Origin of the sequence: Ruminococcus sp. AM26-12LB (genome assembly GCF_003480785.1) — a bacterium.
Classification (GTDB): domain Bacteria; phylum Bacillota; class Clostridia; order Lachnospirales; family Lachnospiraceae; genus Blautia_A; species Blautia_A fusiformis.
The window spans coordinates 37,377-56,476 of record NZ_QUJX01000001.1; the positions used below are offsets into that span (position 1 = coordinate 37,377).

Consider the following 19,100-nt stretch of genomic DNA (forward strand, 5'->3'; position numbering starts at 1 on the left):
CAGAATGCGTTCCGACTCTGGCATTTTATTTGTTTTTTGAGCAGAACGGCTCGAATTTCCGTCCGCTGCCCTTGTAAAAACGGCTGAACATTTCGTAATATTCCAGACGGAGTACCTGGATACCTACGATCAGGCCCTCCATAGCGCATACGAACAGGTTTCCGAGAATGATGACGATCCAGTTCGGACTGCCGTTCTCCGCGCCTGCAAGCATAAGTACAACCTCCATCATAGCTGCGTGGCTGACTGCAAAAGCACCGATACGCACGAAGGAGAGTGTATTGGAAAAGTAGCTCAGGATAACCTCGAACAGTTCAAAGATACCCTGTACGATAAACATGCCTTTTTCTTTTGGCATAACCTCGGCCTTTTTTTCTACCAGGTTTGTAAGAGGCTCCTTGAAGAAAATAAGAAGCAGCGGTAAACCAAACATAATGGCAAGGACTGCACCACCCGGAACTGCATGCCCGGATACAAAGAGTCCGATGCAGAGAACTGCGGAGCCATAAAATACAAGTCCTGCCACAGCGTTGGTGTCAAACCAGGTTTTTTCAACATCATGCGTCTTAAAGGAATTGATGATGTTGAAAACCATACACAGGAGGATGATTCCCATGCCGAAGCCGATGGCAACGATAAATACGGTATTCAGTTTTCCGATAAAAGGTATGGTCGTCATACTGTCCACAGGCCGCAGCCACAGAGCAGGTATGACATCCTCAAATCCAAAGATACTTCCGAACATCAGACCGAAAAATGTGGAAAAGACTCCGGCGCAGCTGATGATTCCGGCAAGATCGATATGCTTCAGCTTGTACAGGAGCAATCCTCCGATAAAGAGCAGGAGTCCCTGTCCTGCATCACCGAACATGGCTCCGAAAATAAAGGAGTAGGTGATGGCAACAAACCAGGTAGGGTCCATCTCGCCATAGGCGGGAAGTCCGTACATTTTTACATACATTTCAAAGGGCTTGAAAAGTTTCGGGTTTTTCAGCTTGGTCGGCGGCTGATGGTTCTGGTCGTGCTCCGGCGTATTGGTATCTTCTCCGTCTACCAGGCAGAAGATTTTTTCGTCGGATGAGATATCGGCTTGAAAAGCTCTGGTGTCGGCTTCTGTCATCCATCCGCAGAGAATATAGAAATTTTCATGCTTTCCGGTGCAGGCTGCCGCTTTCCGGACATCGAAATTTCTGGAAAACTGAAGAAGTGTGTTTCTGGCGGTAACGATGGTTTCTGCCTGATCCGCAAGAAATCTCTGGTATTTCTGTTTCTGTGCTTCCAGATGCTTCAGGGCATCCTCGTATTGTTTGCTTACGCTTGAAAATGCCTGCTGGGCAGTTCCGGTATAATTATCCGGCACAAAGATCTTTTCAAAGTGCATAGAAGAGTAGGCGGCATCAATTTTGTGCGCATCATGCTTCGGTACGAAGTAAACGCCCCAGACGTATTGGTCATCTTCATCGCATTTAAGGAAGATCGTGTTCAGATTGTCGTAAATATATTTCTTGAATTTCTCATAATACTGTTTCTCGATACGTCCGAAATGAAAATGGATATACTTCAGATGAAGTATGGATGAAATATCATAATCAATATTTCGGAAGGGACGTATGATCCGCAGTGACTCTTCCAGAGAGGAACATTTTTCTTCCAGTTCGGACTGTTCCTTCTGGAGCTGATCCGCCTGGGAGCGGATCTCCTTTACTGTGGAAAGTGCTGTTTCAATACCCGGGCTTCTGTTGGAAGTGGACGGAGGAGTTTTCAGCTCCTCATAAATGGTATTGATGGAATTTAAGGCATCTCTGTAGGGGTTGACATCCAGGAAAGGCGTCAGACTTTCTACTGTGGTCAGCTCTGAGAGAGCGTTTTCCAGATGGATCTCGTACTTGCACAGGTAGGTGTTTACAACCCGGTCGATATCTGCCTTGGGACCGGTGATGCTCAGAAAATTCATTTTTTCAATCACGTTGCTACCTCCTGGTTATTAACCGTTGCGTATATAACGCAGGGATTGTTCTGGGTCCACGCCATAGCGCACGCATTCAAGGGCAATGGTCAGACGGTTGACTTCATGTTCTTTGTGATATAAATAGGAATAGATGACTGCTACGGAATAGGGATCCTTGCGTGCTTCCTGTTCCAGTATGCTGCGAAGAATATAGTTATAAAATTCTTCCAGACTGGCAACGGTCAGCTGTTCGTATTTCTTACCATAATAAGTTCCATTGAAGATACGACGGAACTCTTCTGGTGTAGGGGCCTCCACAAGGGTGGTGATCTCCTCTTTGCGGAGCTTGTAGTTCATGGGGACCAGCAATGCGTAAATAGCAGCCGGTTCCATCTGAAAGCAGCATTTGGAGCGCTGGATGAACTGCAGGTTCAGCATATCGAATTTTTCACCGTAAGCCTTGGTGATCTGTTTCAGATCGTTACCTTTGAAAAGCTTCTTCCGCACATTCCAGATCTGTGAAAAATACGAAAGGTCAAGTGCCATGCCGAAGTCAAAAAGCGTGGCATTTCCACGTTCGTTGACCTGAGACAGCGGAATAAAAAAATCATTTCCCTTCAGTGTCGCAATGAATTCATCCATATTGGTGCAGGCGGTAAGCCTGTCAATGTCCAGCTTGGAATGATGTCTGAAAAAATCGCGGTAGGGAGAAATATCTACGGGATCGGTGTCCCGGTGGTCAAAGAGATTCGTCATGATTTCTTTCAGGACGCGGATCTCATAACGCTTCGAGTAAAGCGACAGGAACGTTCGCTGTTCCTGATTTGCAAAGTGGTAAAGCCTTGAAAAATTCAGGAAGATGGATTTCTTCAGGAGTTTTTCTATCTGTCCGCGGTGAAGATCATTTTCATCGAGACCGGACCAGATATTCTGATATTCGGGAGTCCGTTTCAGGTAGGCTGTTACCTGGGGGACATTGGGAAGCTGAACGATTTCTTCCAGCTGCTCATCTGTCACAAGCCTGCTCTGCATGGCGCGGATCTTGGTGGAGAGTCCGCTGTATGAGAGGACAGAGCCCATTGAATCACTTCCTTTCCCTTCAGGTTTCGGTGATGCCTGTTATTTTCTGAAACAGCTCACTGCAAAGACTTTCGTGATGGGCTTCGTAATAGGCATCCAGCCTGGATAGCTGGTCTTCGGTTTCTGCACGAAGCTCATTGATCCGGGCGTCTTTCTCGCAGGCCAGATCTTCACGGATCTTCCGGATCTCGTCGCTGGTTTCTTTTTCAAGTGAAGCGTCGAATTCCTTCGTCTGTTTTTCTGCTTCTTCCGAGAGAGCCTGTTTCTGTCGCGCAGCGTCCTGCATGATGGCATTGGCTGTAGCTTCGATTTCCGAAAGCTTATTTAGGATTTGTTCCATAGCGCCCTCCTTGTTTGTTTATTGTTTATAATTGATTTTTATATGATACACCTTTTTATGGTAAAAACAACTAAAATTTTGTTAATTTTTCTGCAAACTTTTGAGGGAAATGTGGGTAAAAAGATATTTTTGGGGGTTTTTGTGGGAAAAGAGGAAAACCGCAAAGGGGCCATAGAGCCATGGCCCCTCTGCACACCCCTCGGGCTTTTTTTTAGGAGTTCTTGGTTGTGGTGGTGTGAGGTTGTTGACTTGTGTATGTATGCTGCGGTGTTGGATGTGTGAGGTTGAGCCGATGTGTGTGGATGCGGATGGTGCTGGATGTGGACGGCGAGGCGCGTTGCTGTCGCCTGGTTGAGAGGATGTGTATATGGATGCGGATGGTGTTGGGGGTGGACGGCGAGGCGCGTTGCTGTCGCCTGGTTGAGAGGATGTGTATATGGATGTTGCTGTCGCCTGGTTGAGGGGATGTGTATATGGATGCGGATGGTATTGGGGGTGGACGGCGAGGCGCGTTGTTGTTGCTTGGTTGAGGATTTTTTTTATTTTTTGCTTGCGGCGGGGTGGGGGTTACATGTATAGTTGAATATTGGGATGCCTTGCACAGGGTGTTTTATCGGATATTCTGGAAGAGGAATGATGATTTTTTTGGATTTGTGCAGGTATTCTGGTTTGTGTGGCTGGTGGCGGATGTATTATAGTGGTTTCATTGGTTTGGGGAATTGTTATAGACTGCTTTTGCTGGCTGTGCAAGATAGTTATTTGATTTGTATATTATAGGAAGATTAATTTGGAGGTTATTTATGAGATTACGTAATATTCCCGGGGCGAAGGATGCAATTTTGGAGTGTGACTGGGTGATTGATGAACCGGAGAAGTTTAAAGGGGAATGGGCGAGTGTTTTTGGGGAGAAGAGACCGCTTTTTCTTGAGGTTGGTATGGGAAAAGGGCGTTTTCTGATGGATATGGCGAGGCTGCATCCTGAGAGGAATTATGTTGGGATCGAGATGTATGACAGTGTGCTGCTTCGGGCACTTCAGAAGAGGGAGGAGCTTGAGGAGGCCGGGGAGAAGTTTTCAAATCTGGTGTTCATCCGTGTGGATGCAAGGCTTTTGCCGGAGATTTTTGAGAAGGATGAGGTTGACGGGATTTATCTGAATTTTTCCGATCCGTGGCCGAAGGCCCGTCATGCCAAGAGAAGACTGACTTCCAGGGAGTTTTTGAAGAGGTATGAGCAGGTCCTGAAAAAAGAGGGTACTGTGGAATTTAAGACAGATAACCGTGGATTGTTTGAATTTTCCCTGGAAGAGGTGAAGGAGTCTGACTGGAACCTGGAGGTTTGTACGTTTGATCTTCATCATGATGAGGAGCTGGTGAAGGGAAATGTGATGACGGAGTATGAGGAGAAGTTTTCTTCCATGGGCAATCCGATCTGTAAGATGGTGATCAGACAAAAATAGAAGAGGTAAGGTTAAGTGGTTTTCAGAAGGTATCTGATATCAAAGCTTATCTGGCGCATAGATATTCTGCATTAATATAGAAGGTTGTTTTATCGGGCTGATCTGTAAACAGATCGGCCTGTTTTCATATAATAAATAAGAGGGAGCGTCAGGCAGGAATATATGAATGAATCTGCAGGAGAAGCTGCCTGATCTGTATAAAGAAAGAGGGGAAGATAAGGTTTGAAAAAAAGAAAATCTAACTCATTTCGTCGAAATCTCAATAGTGTAAAACGCGGCGTCAAAAGCCAGGCATTTCAGATCAGAAGTTCGCTGTCAGAAATAGAAAAATCACTGAACAAAATTGCATCAAATGAAGATATAAAAAATAAAAAAGAAAAAAATAAAAAAAATTAAAAAAAGGTGTTGACTTTCCGCAAATCATAACGTATAATACAACATGTCTTGAGGAACGAATGAAACAAAAAACGAAAGACAAATAATTAAATAAGCGTCTTTAGCTCAGTTGGTAGAGCACCTGACTCTTAATCAGGGTGTCCAGGGTTCGAACCCCTGAAGACGCACTAAAGGCACTGTTTTTGCAGATATAGAGCTGCGGGGACGGTGTTTTTTTGTTGTGTTTATGCGGGCTTCAGGGGTTTTGAGGTTTTGTCTGGACGGAGTGATCTGGAGGAAATGGACCGAGATGAAAATGTCGATCATCAGATAGAATCAGAATGTCTAATATAGACACCATGATTATAGGTATAGATCCTTTTGAATAAAGAAAGGATGGTATACTATGGGAGTTTGTAAGAAGATAAAAAGGAGGGCCGGGTCTTGGAAGGGACCCGGCAGAGTATGAAAAGAAAAATAAGTAATGATCTATAAGATGAAAAAGCTTTGTGCTTTATTTGATTAATAATATACCGTCAAAATGTGATGGAACTGTGAGAAGCGTTTTAAAAATTTGTGAGGAAAGTCTAAATATCTTATAAAGTCTGATACACTGCGAAGCAGTTATTCGGTGTAGAGCCGCGTAGCGAAGCGGATTGCGAATATCCGCTTGACTCGAATCAAGTAAGTCCCTTGCGGGGGTGCGAAAAGCAATAGCAGTCGGTGGGGCTTGTAAGAATAGAAAATTCTGAAATTTGTACAAAAATAGTGAAAATAAATAAGACTTTTTTAAGCCGATACGGTATAATAAACCATAGCATAAAAATCCGGAGGGGAAATGAACAAGTATGGATGTGGTACACATGTTATATGAACAGGTGCGGAAATTTTTCTGAGGGGTATAAATGAATATATCTATATTTTATGTCCAGCGGAAAATGTGATATCCGGAAAGATGGTTCAATTCTGAGGTATTCAGATGAAAAGGGAGGAGATGGCTATGGAGAAAGTGTTTGAGGCGATCAATGGAGTGTTCAGCTTTATCGGTCCACTGTCTGATTTTCTGTGGGAGTTCCCCACGAATTTTGACTGGTACAGCAGTATTCCGATTCTGGGAAATATATCCTTTGCGATCATATTACTTCTTGGGTCCGGGATTTTTTTCAGTTTCAGGATCGGTTTTATGCAGGTGACTTACTTTAAAAAAGGAATCAGGACCATGACGGAGAAACGTGTTGTGGAAACAGGAATTTCGCCGCTTGCATCGTTTTTTCTGAGTTCAGCTATGCGTGTAGGACCGGGAAATATCCTGGGCGTAACAGGTGCTATTGCAGTGGGTGGACCGGGGGCCCTGTTCTGGATGTGGATATCTGCGTTTTTCGGGATGGCAGTTGCATACATGGAGGGTGTCCTTGCTCAGATTTTCAAGGAGAAGAAGGACGATGAGTTCGTAGGAGGTCTTCCTTTTTATGGGAGAAAGCTTCTTGGAAATAAGGTATGGATCGGTGTTTTTCTTTCGGTATTGTATATTCTGTATGCGCTTTGCTGTCTGCCGGCACAGGGCTTTAACGTTGTTTCATCAGTAGGACGCATGGCAGAGATCGTAACCGGAAAAACCATTCCAAGCGGATCAGCCTTCTATTATATAGTAGGTACGCTGATCGTAATCCTCACAGCAGCTATCGCATTTGGCGGAATCAAAAAAGTATCCAAATGGACAGATATGATGGTGCCGGTGATGGCGGTGCTCTATATGGTAGTAGTGTTACTTCTTATCATATTGAATTTTACCCGTATTCCGTATTTCTTCGGAAGCGTGTTTGCAGGAGCCTTTAAGCCGGATGCATTTTTTGGAGGTGTTTTTGGAACAGTTCTTGCACAGGGCGTAAAACGAGGCCTGATGTCCAATGAGGCTGGTCAGGGAACGATCACCATGTCAGCGGCAGCAGCTGACGCAAAGCATCCATGTGAGCAGGGTGTCATCGCTTCTCTGGGAGTTTTTCTTGATACCATTGTGATTTGCACACTTACCGGATTTGTGGTAGTTATGGCACATTGCTGGACAGGAGCAGATGCGGAAGCCTGGCAGGCATTGGATAAACTTCCTAAATATACGGAATCTATTGCTGTTCTCACACCAGGAACAGCGATGAACGGAATTGTTACTTTCCTTGTAACCTTATGTTTCTGCCTGTTTGCATTTACCTGTCTGCTTGGAATGATCAGCTTTTCCGAGATCGCGGCAAACCGTATTCGCAAGGATAAGATATGTATTAATTTTGTACGCTGCATCGGACTTTTTGTTGCAGGATTTGGTATCCTCTGTAATATCGCAGGACTGGAGCTTGGAAATCTCTGGGCATTTTCTGATCTTGGAAATATTCTGATCGTATTTTTCAACGTACCGATCGTTTATGTCGGTGCGAAATATGTTTTCCGGGCGACCAGACATTATAAGAAGAATGACGGTACTCCGTTTACATCGGAGGTAATTGGAAGAAATGACTGCGCTTACTGGGATGAGCAGGCAAAAAAGCAGTGAAAAATTTTTCCGGAAAATAAAAATTCCGGCGGGAGATAAAATTAGCATTGTAAAAGTGCATATACTCATTTATAATGAGTAACAGATTCTAAAGATGTTATAAATAACAGGAGGAAAGCCTTGAAAAGAGAATTAGTTATTGTCATTGATTTTGGCGGTCAGTACAATCAGCTGGTTGCAAGACGTGTCAGAGAATGCAATGTATATTGCGAAATTTATTCTTACAAGACAGATCTTGAGAAGATTAAAGCGATGAATCCTAAGGGAATCATCCTTACCGGTGGACCAAACAGCTGCTATGAGGCAGATTCACCGACTTACCAGAAGGAATTATTTGAGCTTGGTATTCCGGTACTTGGACTTTGCTATGGAGCACAGCTTATGATGCATGTCCTTGGCGGAAAAGTTGAGAAGGCAGATGTCAGCGAATACGGTAAGACAGAGCTTCTCATCGATAAGAAAGATTCCAGGATCTTCAAAAATGTATCCGACAAAACAATCTGCTGGATGAGCCATACAGACTATATTTCCCAGACTGCACCGGGATTTGAGATCGCTGCACATACTGCAGACTGTCCGGTAGCAACTGCACAGAATGAAGAGAAGAAACTGTATGCGATCCAGTTCCATCCGGAAGTACTGCACACAGTAGAAGGAAAGACAATGCTGTCCAACTTCGTACTTGGTGTCTGCGAATGTGCCGGAGACTGGAAGATGGATGCCTTTGTTGAACACACGATCAAAGAGATCCGCGAGAAAGTCGGTGATGGAAAAGTTCTCCTTGCCCTGTCAGGTGGTGTAGATTCCTCCGTGGCAGCAGGACTTCTTTCCAGAGCGATCGGCAAGCAGCTTACCTGCGTATTTGTAGATCATGGCCTTCTTCGTAAGGATGAAGGTGATGAGGTTGAAGGTGTATTCGGACCGAATGGTCAGTTTGACCTGAACTTTATCCGCGTGAATGCACAGCAGAGATATTACGACAAGCTTGCTGGTGTTACAGAGCCTGAAGCGAAGCGTAAGATCATCGGTGAGGAATTTATCCGTATCTTCGAGGAGGAAGCCAAGAAGATCGGTGCTGTGGATTTCCTTGCACAGGGAACCATTTATCCGGACGTTGTAGAGAGCGGTCTCGGCGGAGAATCCGCAGTGATCAAATCCCATCACAACGTAGGAGGCCTTCCGGATTTCGTTGATTTCAAAGAAATCATTGAGCCGCTTCGTGACCTGTTCAAAGATGAGGTCCGTAAAGCCGGCCTTGAGCTTGGAATTCCGGAAAGACTGGTATTCCGTCAGCCATTCCCGGGCCCGGGACTTGGAATCCGTATCATCGGTGAAGTCACCGAGGAAAAAGTACGCATCGTACAGGATGCAGACTACATCTACCGTGAAGAAGTCGACAATGCAGCCGCCGACTACAAAAAAGAACACGGAGAAGATCCGTCCTGGATGCCGAACCAGTACTTTGCAGCCCTTACAAATATGCGAAGCGTAGGTGTAATGGGAGACTTCAGAACATACGATTATGCAGTGGCGCTTCGCGCCGTTAAGACCATTGACTTCATGACTGCTGAGTCTGCTGAGATTCCTTATGCAGTACTTAATAAGGTGATGAACCGTATTATTAATGAAGTTAAGGGCGTAAACCGCGTATTCTATGATCTTACTAGTAAGCCGCCTGGAACGATTGAGTTTGAATAAATCGAGTTGCTTAAAAAAGCCAGTGTTTATGCGGGTTTCAGCGATTTCGATTAGTCTTTTGATAACAAATTGATAACAGTCATAGCAAGTGCCATTATTCTTGTTATCCAGTGGTTTATGGGTAACGGAACAATTAACAGGTGGCTTGCAGACTAAAGTTCGGAGCTTGGCTCTGAACAAATTCCATATTATAAACTAAGCCCTTAGCTGTGGTTAATAACCATAGTTAAGGGCTTTTTTGTCGTTGCCAAAGCATCTGTAGGGAGCTGCCAGTGGCAGGTCCTGTAGGTGCTTATTTATCTTTCAAGTGGTCTTTGAATGCTTCCACGAGAGCGTCACTTAATTCCTGTGATGGAACTTTTGCCCAACGCTGTGTGGTGTCGAACTCTGGATAATGGTAACGCCAGTTATCGTATTCTTCTCTGTTGATTTCTTCGGAAGATAGCTTGTCTGCCTGTTCTTTCCAAGCATACAGCATTTTGAGGAGTTCATATGCTTCTCTGCCTTTGTCCTTGTTGACCTTTAAGCATACCTCTCCGTCTGCTTCACTGACAGTAAGACCGTAAATATCTTCAAGGGTAAACAGAGTGTGCATAAGACCGATATAGCTGTCTATGTCAGGAACATCAAGAGCCTGTGGAGAAACATCAAGCACCTGTGCCAATGCATTTGTAAGGTCTGCTTTCGGTTTGCGTGTACCAGTTTCGTACTGTGCCAAACGCACATCAGCACTCTTTTCTGGAAAACCGATTGCTGTACCGAGATACTTTTGTGTCATACCACGCATTAGTCTGAAAAAATGTATTCTTTCGCTGATAGCCATAATGATACGCTCCTTTTATATTTAGTGAAATAAGTATAGCAGAAATGTTTAGTGGAAGTCAAGAAAAACCGAAACAAAAATGTTTAATATTTTCTTTGCAACCACTTGACAATAGCAAATATGTTTAGTAAAATAAATTACGAATTAAACAAATATGCTTAATGCGACAACTGAATGACCGTCCGAAAAGCCAAACCGCCAAGACCTCGTCGGAGCAAGTTCCGTATCGTTCGCTTGTGTGCAAGCACAAAAGCTCATTCGCTGCACTGCTCCTCCTCTTCCCCAAAAGTCTCCGACTTTTCGGGAACCCCTATACGAGCGAGCGCCTGATGTACTGCGGTGCATTGGGACAGCACAGCGCCTGCCGACAAGCAGGAGTGCCTGTTGGAACTTTAACACGGAGAAAGCGGCAAGCAAAAAATTATTTTAAGAAAGGAAGAAAAAGGATATGGAAAACAGATTTATCCGAGCCGAAGATGTGGCTCAGGAACTAAACGTATCAAAACCTTATGCATATAAACTCATCAGACAATTAAATGAGGAATTGAAAGCAAAGGGCTTTATTACGATTGCAGGGCGTGTAAATCGCCAGTATTTTTACGAAAGGCTCTACGGAGCAGGAAAGGGGGAAATGTAAATGCCGGTATTTAAGAATGAAGATAACGGTACTTGGTATGTGATGGCAAGGTATGTGAACTGGAAAGGGGAACGCAAGCAGAAATGCAAGCGTGGCTTTGCTACCAAACGAGAAGCACAGGAATGGGAAAGAATGTTCAAATTGCAGACTTCTTCAGACCTTGATATGAGTTTTGAAGCCTTTACGGAGCTTTATATCAATGATGTGAAGAACCGTTTGAAGGAAAACACGTGGCTTACCAAAGAGCATATCATACGCACAAAGATACTTCCGTATTTCGGGAAACTGAAAATCAGCGAGATTTCCACAAAGGAGATTATTACTTGGCAGAATGAAATGCTTGCCTATCGTGATGAGAAGAAAAAGCCTTATTCACAGACGTATCTGAAAACGCTGCACAATCAGTTGTCCGCCATTTTCAATCACGCTGTCCGCTACTATGAACTGCGTTCCAATCCTGCGGCAAAGGTGGGAAATATGGGACGTGAGGAACACAAGGAAATGCTGTTCTGGACAAAGGAAGAATACAAGAAATTCTCTTTTGAGATGATGGACAAGCCTGTTTCCTTTTATGCGTTTGAAATGCTTTACTGGTGCGGTATCCGAGAGGGCGAGCTGTTAGCTTTGACTCCGGCAGATTTCAACTTTGATAAGGAAACAGTCACAATCAATAAATCCTATCAGCGTTTGAAAGGGCAGGATGTGATTACTTCTCCGAAAACGAAAAAGAGCAACCGCACGATTAAAATGCCGAAGTTTCTGTGTGAGGAAATGAAAGAATATCTCGGTATGCTTTACGGATTGAAGAAGAAAGACCGTATCTTTACGGTGACGAAAAGCTATCTTCATCACGAGATGGACAGAGGGGCAAAGGCGGCAGGCGTGAAGCGTATCCGCATTCACGATCTCCGTCACAGCCACATTTCACTCTTGATTGATATGGGCTTTTCTGCGGTGGCGATTGCTGACCGAGTTGGTCACGAAAGTATTGATATTACTTATCAGTACGCACACCTCTTTCCGTCAAAGCAGATTGAGATGGCAGAAAAATTAGATGATTTAGGGAAAGGAGATTTTGAAAATGTCAGCTAAGAACAGAGATAACAAAAATCGTTGGAGGAATATCACAGTAGGGTTTCGAGTATCGCCCGAAGAAAACGAACTCATTAACAGAGCTGTAGCTCTATCAGGATTGCCAAAACAGGAGTATTGTTACCGCCGTTGCTTAAATCAGGATGTGGTGGTACAGGGCAATCCGAGAGTGTATAAGGCGTTGAAAACGGAATTTGCCACAGTCCTTGCGGAACTGAAAAGGATTGAAGCAGGAAAAGGTGTGGATGATGAACTGCTGAGTGTAATAGAACTGATTTCCATTATTCTCGGCGGTTTGAAAGGAGAGGATGCGAATGGAGAATAAAAAAGAAATGACTATTCCAAATGTATCTGCGGCAACAGATGCGGAACAGTCACTTTCCAAATGTACTGACAATAGTATAGTCAATCAGGATACGGATTTCAAGGGGTACGAGCAATCTTTTGAAGAAATGCAAAGGGAAATACTCAGACAGTTAGACCCTTCCTATCTGAAAACAGTATCAATGACAACGCTGTATGATACGGTGTTTGAGGTTCAGACACCACTTATCGACGGTCTGCTCCAAAGGGGAACTTACCTTTTCGTAGGTTCCCCGAAAGTGGGAAAGAGCTTTATGATGGCACAGCTTGCCTATCATATCAGCACAGGCACACCGCTTTGGGAGTATAAGGTGCGTAAGGCAACGGTGCTTTATTTTGCCCTTGAAGATGATTACCCACGTTTGCAGAAGCGATTGTTTCAGATGTTCGGTGCAAAGGAGACAGGCAATCTGTATTTCGCAACGGAATGTAAAACGGTCAATGGCGGACTGGAAGAACAGATAAGAGGGTTTATGAGGGAACACCCAGACACAGGCTTGATTATCATAGACACCTTAAAGCGTGTGCGTGAAGCAGGCGGAGCAGATTACAGCTACGCAAGTGATTATGATGTTGTGGCAAGGCTGAAAGCGTTGGCAGACAGTTACAAGGTTTCAATGCTTATTGTTCATCATACACGCAAACAAAAATCGGAAGATATATTCGATATGATTTCAGGCACGAATGGTCTGATGGGTGCGGCAGACGGTGCATTTGTTCTCAGTAAGGACAAGCGTACTTCCAACAATGCCACACTTGATGTTGCTGGCAGAGACCAGCAGGATATGAAAATCCATCTTGTAAGGGACAGCGAGCGATTGGTGTGGAACTTTGCAAAATCGGAAACGGAGATGTGGAAAGAACCGCCCGAACCTCTGCTTGAGAAGATAGCGGATACGCTCTTTTCGGAAAGTGACAGATGGGAAGGAACTGCTTCGGAACTTTGCGAAAGGCTTGCGGTGGATATAAAGCCGAATGTACTTTCTTTAAGGCTCAGTATCAACGCAAGCAGGCTGTTTCGTGATTACGGTATCCGTTATCAGAACAGCCGCACACACGACGGAAGAAAGGTTTCACTTTGGAAAGAAACCGAGCAGACGGCGTGACAAACGGTGTCAAAGGTGTCAATGTTTTTGAGAGCAGCACGCTGTGAAAAACATTGTCACCATCGTCACACTTTGACACCGGATAAAGTTTAGGGGAGTGTGCAGAGAGTGCCTTTTCAAAGGCGGCTCTTTGGTCTCGCCTGCTGGCTCGGTCGGTTCGCAGGCGTGTGTGCCACCGGCACACGCTCACCCCTCGGAGAGCCTTCGGAGAACGCAAAACCTGTTTACAGGTCGCATTTTTGATGGGTGTACCCGTCAAAAGTGCTTTTGCGTTACTTTTGACAAAAGTAACAAAACCTGAGAATGTTGAAATTTACAGATGGGAGATGAAAAAATGCAGAGAACGATAAGTGCAATGGTCGGTAAAGGCTCGGTCAATCACAATAGCCGAAAGTTCCGAGCAGAAAATGTAGACGGAACTCGTACTCATCTCAATATCGACTACTGCAATGAAAATATAAAGACAGTTTATCACGAATTGTTTGATGAAGCATTGGAAAGATACAATGCCAAGCAGATAAGGTCAGACCGAAAGATAAAAGATTATTATGAAAAAATCCGAAGTTCCAAGCAGGAAAAACCGTTCCACGAAATCATTTTACAGGTGGGCGGTAAGGGAAATATGAACGCCGATACGGAAAACGGAGAACTGGCAAAGCAGATTTTAGATGAATACTATCAGGGTTTTCAGGAGCGAAATCCACAGCTTCGGGTGTTCTCGGCTCATCTGCATATGGATGAAGCTACACCACATCTGCACATAGATTTTGTACCTTTTACCACAGGCAGCAAGCGTGGACTTGATACAAGAGTGTCACTAAAGCAGGCTCTTGCAACGCAAGGTTTTAAGGGCGGCAGTCGTGGCGATACGGAGTGGTCGCAATGGATACAGTCCGAAAAAGAACAGCTTGCGGCGGTGATGGAACGTTATGGGATTGAGTGGGAACATTTAGGCACACACGAAAAACATCTTTCTGTTTTGGATTATAAAAAGCAGGAAAGAGAAAAAGAAGTGGCGGCATTAGGTGCGAAAATCGAGCAGAAACAGATTGAATTTGATGTGTTGTCGGAACGAGTATTGAACTATGATAAGGCAAAAGACGAGCTGTCAAATCTTGAAATAGAGCTTGATACTGCACCGAAATATCAGTTGCCAGAACCAGAGAAATTTATGACTGCAAAGGCATATAAAACCAAAATGGCAGAGCCGGTTGTAAGGAAATTGAAGCAACTTGTCAAAACGGTGCTTGCCCGCTGCTTTGAGGGGTGGGACAACTATCATAGGCTGAATACAGCGAATGCACAGTTATACCGCACCAATCAGCGTTTGGAGAAAGTCAATGAAAGATTGACCGAAGAAAACAAAATCCTAAAAGCAGAAAATAAAGATTACAGCCTGCTCCGTAAGGTTTTTGGTCGCAAACAGATAGATGATTTGTTGGAGCAGGCAAGAACAGTTAAAGGTCGCAAGCGTGATAATACACGATCACGATAGACAAAAATCACAGGAGGAAAAGGAAAATGACAAAGACAATTTTTGAAGAAATGGGCGGAACTTATAGACAGGTGGGTGATTATTTATTGCCGAACATCACAGTACCAGCCGAAGAAGAAATAGAGCCGATTGGTTTATGGGGGAAACGACATGCAAGGCATTTAAAGGAACACTATAAAGTGTTATATATGAACCTGCTGACAAGCGGAAAGCTGCATAGTTATCTTGCAGAAGTCGATAAGCAAGCAGAGGATATGTTTCTTCGACTGGTAAAGGAATATGCCGACAGACAAGATGTGACGGAACAATTAAAGAAAGATAATCCCTACGAATGGATTGGAAGAATGAATAATATTCAGGCTTGTGTGAGGGAAGTTGTAGGAACGGAGTTGATTTACACATAAGCGTTTTACGGTATGGTGCTCCTGCGTTTGCTGGAGTGCTGTGGTTGTGGTTGTAAAGAGGTTGTGAAAGATTGAATTTCGTAATGGTTGGATGTATAATTAGGAAGTGAAAATTTTAATTTGCACTTCCATAAGGTGAAATGTATTGACACAAAAAATAAAGTATGATAGTATTGCCATTAGAAGAAAGAAAGGCACATTTTGTGTAAGGTGAGGAAATGATTAATAGATAATTTGATTTAAGTAAGACACATATAGTTATTGAGCCTGTAGAGAATAGGTTTGTTTTGTGTACGCTTAAGTTGGATTATCGCAAGAGGCATTTCCTTTGTTTTCCTTTTGGAAAAGAAATAAGGGTCTATTTAGCGAGTCTATTTTTGCGTATGCAAAAAAGACTCGTTTTTGTGTGTTCAAAATAATAATTGGCTCAGACTTCGAAAAGGAGAAACTTTAATGTTGCAGATAAAAAAATTAAATTTAACACATAAAAAAGACCTGAGAATAATTCTTAATGATTTCAACCTTGTGCTAAATGATGGAGATAAGGCAGTTATTATTGGAGAAGAGGGAAATGGGAAATCGACATTAATGAAGTGGATATACAATCCGTCGCTTGTAGAAAACTATATAGAAGCAGATGGGGAAAGGATAATGGGACACGAACGTCTTGGTTATCTTCCGCAGGAGATGCTCGATGAAGATAAGGAAAAAACAATATACGAATATTTTTCTGAAGAGGAAATATTCTGGGAGAAAACGCCTAAAGAATTGTCTGTTATTGCGGGAAAATTTGGAATGAAAAATGATTTTTTCTACAGTAACCAGACAATGGGTAGTCTTTCAGGAGGCGAAAAAGTCAAGACACAACTTATGAGGCTTTTCATTCGCGATGTTTCTGTGCTGTTGTTGGACGAACCTTCCAATGACATCGACATTGCGACGCTTACATTACTGGAAAAAATCATAAATGACTGGAAGCACATTGTGCTTTTTATTTCACACGATGAAACGCTGATAGAGCGTACTGCCAACATGGTGATACATATCGAGCAGATTATACGAAAAACAAAGGCGAGATATACCGTGGCAAAGCTTCCCTATAGACGCTATGTGGAAGAACGGCTTCATAAATTTGAAATCCAAAAACAGCGGGCACTGAGTGACCGTAGGGAGAAAAAGATTCGCGATGAAAAATATCAAAGAGTTATGCAGAGTGTACAAGGTGCATTAAGAAGTTGTACCAGACAAGCACCGTCTGTTGCCAAAAACTTAAAGGACAAAATGCATACGGTTAAGGCAATGGAACGAAGATTTGAAAAAGAAGATGAAAATATGACTCAGATGCCGGAACAGGAAGAAGCAATCTTTGTCAAATTAGGGGATGAAAACTCACACATTCCCGCAGGAAAAACGGTCATAGAATATGAACTTTCAAAGCTTGTGACTCCGGATGGCAAAAGAATTTTAGCAGAAGGAATTCATTTAAAAATAAAAGGTTCAGAAAAAATCTGTATGATAGGAGCCAACGGGGCAGGAAAAACGACTCTTCTAAAAAAGATAGCGGAAGAACTCCTAAATCGGAATGACATTAAAGCAGAATATATGCCTCAAACTTATGAAGACCTGCTGGATTTGGATGTTACACCGGTTGATTACCTTGATAAAACAGGAGATAAAGAAGAGCGTACAAGAATTAGAACATACCTTGGTTCACTTAAATACACACCAGATGAAATGGAGCATCCGATTCGGGAGTTATCAGGCGGACAAAAGGCGAAAGTGCTTCTCTTGAGGATGAGCTTAAGTGGTGCAAATGTTCTTATTCTGGATGAACCGACAAGAAATTTTTCACCATTGTCCGGTCCGGTAATAAGAAAAATGCTCCGAGAATTTCCGGGGGCTGTCATTAGCATTTCTCACGATAGAAAGTATATTGAAGAGGTGTGCGATAAAATATATCAGCTAAATCCTAATGGATTACAGCTAATTGGTGATTGATAACAAAAAGGATGAAAGACTGACAAATTTCAGGCTTTTAGTGAGTTGGAAAGCATACAAAGATTTGAATTTGGAGGATAGATTATGGTACGTACAGAAGATGCATGTGAAATTATAAAATATGCTTTGCAAAACGAAATTAAAGTATATTTAGATGGCGGATGGGGTGTTGATGCACTTCTTAAAAGAGAATCAAGAATACACAATGATATTGATTTGTTTGTTGAACTGAAACATTATCATGATTATATTTATGTGATTAAGCAGCATGGATTTGAGGAAGTAAATACTGATTATACAACGGATGGTCATACTGTCTGGAAAGATGATAAACAAAGAATCATTGATTTACATTGTTTTGAATTTACAGATGACGGAATTGTTTATGAGGGAGATATATTTCCATCAAAAACTTTTTCCGGTATTGGAAAAGTTGGAGATATAACTGTTTCTTGTATTGAACCATTGAGTCAGGTAATGCTTCATTTGGGATATGAACACGATAAAAATGATGTGCATGATGTGATGCTGTTGTGTGAAACATTTCAAATAGCAATACCAGATGAATATAAGGAAAAGTAAAATTTCAGTTTTGTGTTGAATCTCTAAGCAAAATAGCTTATAATTTGACATGCTACATATAGTTATTATCCACAGTTATCGAGTAGGTGTTATCAATGCCGATAACAAAATGATAACATTAGCTCGTATAGGCAGGATAATATGGATATATCAAATAATCAAAAGAACGAGAAACATTACAGAGAATAATTCCTAAACAAAAAGCGTTAGTCTTTGTAGAATTTGAATAAAAAAATAGAGCTCGGAAATCCAGTGTTTATGCGGGTTTCCGGGCTCTTGCTATGTGGTTTGAGTACAGATTGAGTACAAAATTATTTTTTGTTTTTATTTTGAGTGTTGAGTTCAAAGTGTAAAGGTGTTGTACCTTCTGTTAAATAAGTAGTTGCTTGTGTATTTGCCGTAGGTGTTCCTAAGTCTTGAGGAGTAATGGTTCCACCTGAGCAAATTTTATTTAATAATTCTGTTGCATTGGTAGTATTGCTCTTATCTGCCATTGTTTCACCTCCTTTCGTTTATGAAGCTGCTTTGGTAATGAATAAATTTAAAAAGTGTAACGCAAACGCTAAAAATAGAACCATAGCGGTTCGGTATGCACACCAATTAAAGCTTTTAAAACGTTTTTTTAAGGATTCATTTGCGTCATTAATGGCTTGAATATATAAACTTGCTACAAAAATTCGAGCGTGTTTTTCCTTTTTGTCATAGACTTTCTCTAAAATCAAATAGTCTGGAGTTAATCTTAGAGTTTGTTTTGCCGTTAATAAGATTCCTAATTTTAAAATAGTGTACAAATAAATTAATGACATGAGTATTGTTAATGCAATATAACTTCGGACTAACCAAGTTTGGGCAATATCTGTTGGCACTTGGAAAGTACCTAAATTTGAGATTATGTCTGTAATGAAAACAAAAATAAATCCGCAAATGGTAGATAGAATATAGACTTTGTTATCCAGTTTTTCACTTCTGCGTACAGAATGTTGATATTCTTCCAATACAGCATTAAGGCATATTTCGGAAGAATCTTCTTCAACAGTTATTGTATTTAAGTTTTCTGGAGAAGTATCAGAGTTTCGTTTGTTTATTTTTATGACATATTCTTTGTTGTCGATAATAGCAGTATATTCATTCATAATTTGTCCTTTGTAATAGTAGAATTA

At 42.4% G+C, this 19,100-nt stretch carries 18 protein-coding genes and 1 tRNA gene; 13 read left to right on the plus strand and 6 right to left on the minus strand.

Annotated elements, in window-relative coordinates:
- Positions 1-25: 25 nt before the first annotated feature.
- From DW694_RS00180 to DW694_RS00190, 3 genes are read right to left on the minus strand one after another with little or no spacing between them, the layout of a single operon-like run.
- Positions 26-1,966, minus strand: coding sequence for a V-type ATPase 116kDa subunit family protein (locus DW694_RS00180; protein ID WP_044962505.1), 1,941 nt, complete (start codon positions 1,964-1,966; stop codon positions 26-28).
- Between the two features lie 18 nt (positions 1,967-1,984).
- A complete protein-coding gene (locus DW694_RS00185; RefSeq protein WP_118752347.1) occupies positions 1,985-3,028 on the minus strand; it encodes a V-type ATPase subunit in 1,044 nt (347 codons plus the stop codon).
- 19 nt (positions 3,029-3,047) lie between these two features.
- Positions 3,048-3,368, minus strand: coding sequence for a hypothetical protein (locus tag DW694_RS00190; protein ID WP_118752348.1), 321 nt, complete (start codon positions 3,366-3,368; stop codon positions 3,048-3,050).
- 800 nt (positions 3,369-4,168) lie between these two features.
- On the opposite strand from DW694_RS00190, the gene trmB reads away from it, so the two are divergent.
- The 5 genes from trmB to guaA all read left to right on the plus strand — a co-directional run bounded on the left by trmB (position 4,169) and on the right by guaA (position 9,440).
- Complete coding sequence (gene trmB, locus DW694_RS00200; RefSeq protein ID WP_092072632.1) at positions 4,169-4,825, plus strand: tRNA (guanosine(46)-N7)-methyltransferase TrmB; 657 nt, start codon at positions 4,169-4,171, stop codon at positions 4,823-4,825.
- 222 nt (positions 4,826-5,047) lie between these two features.
- Positions 5,048-5,221 (plus strand): hypothetical protein, encoded by a 174-nt coding sequence (locus tag DW694_RS16780; protein WP_182465461.1) that lies wholly within the window; start codon positions 5,048-5,050, stop codon positions 5,219-5,221.
- A 94-nt stretch (positions 5,222-5,315) separates the two neighbouring features.
- Positions 5,316-5,388 (plus strand) — tRNA-Lys (locus DW694_RS00205).
- Between the two features lie 812 nt (positions 5,389-6,200).
- Positions 6,201-7,742, plus strand: a complete 1,542-nt coding sequence (locus tag DW694_RS00210) for an amino acid carrier protein (protein ID WP_118752350.1) — start codon at positions 6,201-6,203, stop codon at positions 7,740-7,742.
- Between the two features lie 120 nt (positions 7,743-7,862).
- Positions 7,863-9,440, plus strand: coding sequence for a glutamine-hydrolyzing GMP synthase (gene guaA / locus DW694_RS00215; protein WP_021652384.1), 1,578 nt, complete (start codon positions 7,863-7,865; stop codon positions 9,438-9,440).
- Positions 9,441-9,732: 292 nt separating this feature from the next.
- Here guaA and DW694_RS00220 read toward each other — a convergent pair whose 3' ends face one another.
- Complete coding sequence (locus DW694_RS00220) at positions 9,733-10,263, minus strand: helix-turn-helix transcriptional regulator (protein ID WP_009247529.1); 531 nt, start codon at positions 10,261-10,263, stop codon at positions 9,733-9,735.
- Positions 10,264-10,711: 448 nt separating this feature from the next.
- On the opposite strand from DW694_RS00220, the gene DW694_RS00225 reads away from it, so the two are divergent.
- From DW694_RS00225 to DW694_RS00260, 8 genes are all read left to right on the plus strand, one after another.
- On the plus strand, positions 10,712-10,900 hold the full coding sequence (locus DW694_RS00225; protein ID WP_009247528.1) for a transcriptional regulator: 189 nt from the start codon (positions 10,712-10,714) through the stop codon (positions 10,898-10,900).
- Positions 10,901-11,992, plus strand: a complete 1,092-nt coding sequence (locus DW694_RS00230) for a site-specific integrase (protein ID WP_009247527.1) — start codon at positions 10,901-10,903, stop codon at positions 11,990-11,992.
- Positions 11,982-12,317 (plus strand): hypothetical protein, encoded by a 336-nt coding sequence (locus tag DW694_RS00235; protein WP_009247526.1) that lies wholly within the window; start codon positions 11,982-11,984, stop codon positions 12,315-12,317. Before DW694_RS00230 ends, DW694_RS00235 begins: the two co-directional genes overlap by 11 nt.
- Positions 12,307-13,461 carry an AAA family ATPase gene (locus DW694_RS00240; RefSeq protein ID WP_009247525.1) on the plus strand — a complete coding sequence of 385 codons (1,155 nt, stop codon included), beginning with the start codon at positions 12,307-12,309 and terminating at the stop codon, positions 13,459-13,461. The genes DW694_RS00235 and DW694_RS00240 overlap by 11 nt, the downstream gene beginning before the upstream one ends.
- Positions 13,462-13,795: 334 nt before the next feature.
- On the plus strand, positions 13,796-14,956 hold the full coding sequence (locus tag DW694_RS00245) for a plasmid recombination protein (RefSeq protein WP_009247524.1): 1,161 nt from the start codon (positions 13,796-13,798) through the stop codon (positions 14,954-14,956).
- A gap of 26 nt (positions 14,957-14,982) precedes the next feature.
- Positions 14,983-15,360 carry a TnpV protein gene (locus tag DW694_RS00250; protein WP_009247523.1) on the plus strand — a complete coding sequence of 126 codons (378 nt, stop codon included), beginning with the start codon at positions 14,983-14,985 and terminating at the stop codon, positions 15,358-15,360.
- 453 nt (positions 15,361-15,813) lie between these two features.
- Positions 15,814-17,358, plus strand: coding sequence for an ATP-binding cassette domain-containing protein (locus tag DW694_RS00255; protein ID WP_009247522.1), 1,545 nt, complete (start codon positions 15,814-15,816; stop codon positions 17,356-17,358).
- An 84-nt stretch (positions 17,359-17,442) separates the two neighbouring features.
- Positions 17,443-17,940, plus strand: a complete 498-nt coding sequence (locus DW694_RS00260; RefSeq protein ID WP_009247521.1) for an aminoglycoside nucleotidyltransferase — start codon at positions 17,443-17,445, stop codon at positions 17,938-17,940.
- A 311-nt stretch (positions 17,941-18,251) separates the two neighbouring features.
- Here the strand turns inward: DW694_RS00260 and DW694_RS00265 are convergent, their stop codons facing one another.
- Positions 18,252-18,434 carry a hypothetical protein gene (locus DW694_RS00265; RefSeq protein ID WP_118516517.1) on the minus strand — a complete coding sequence of 61 codons (183 nt, stop codon included), beginning with the start codon at positions 18,432-18,434 and terminating at the stop codon, positions 18,252-18,254.
- A gap of 18 nt (positions 18,435-18,452) precedes the next feature.
- A complete protein-coding gene (locus tag DW694_RS00270) occupies positions 18,453-19,073 on the minus strand; it encodes a hypothetical protein (RefSeq protein WP_118752351.1) in 621 nt (206 codons plus the stop codon).
- Between the last annotated feature and the right edge of the window lie 27 nt (positions 19,074-19,100).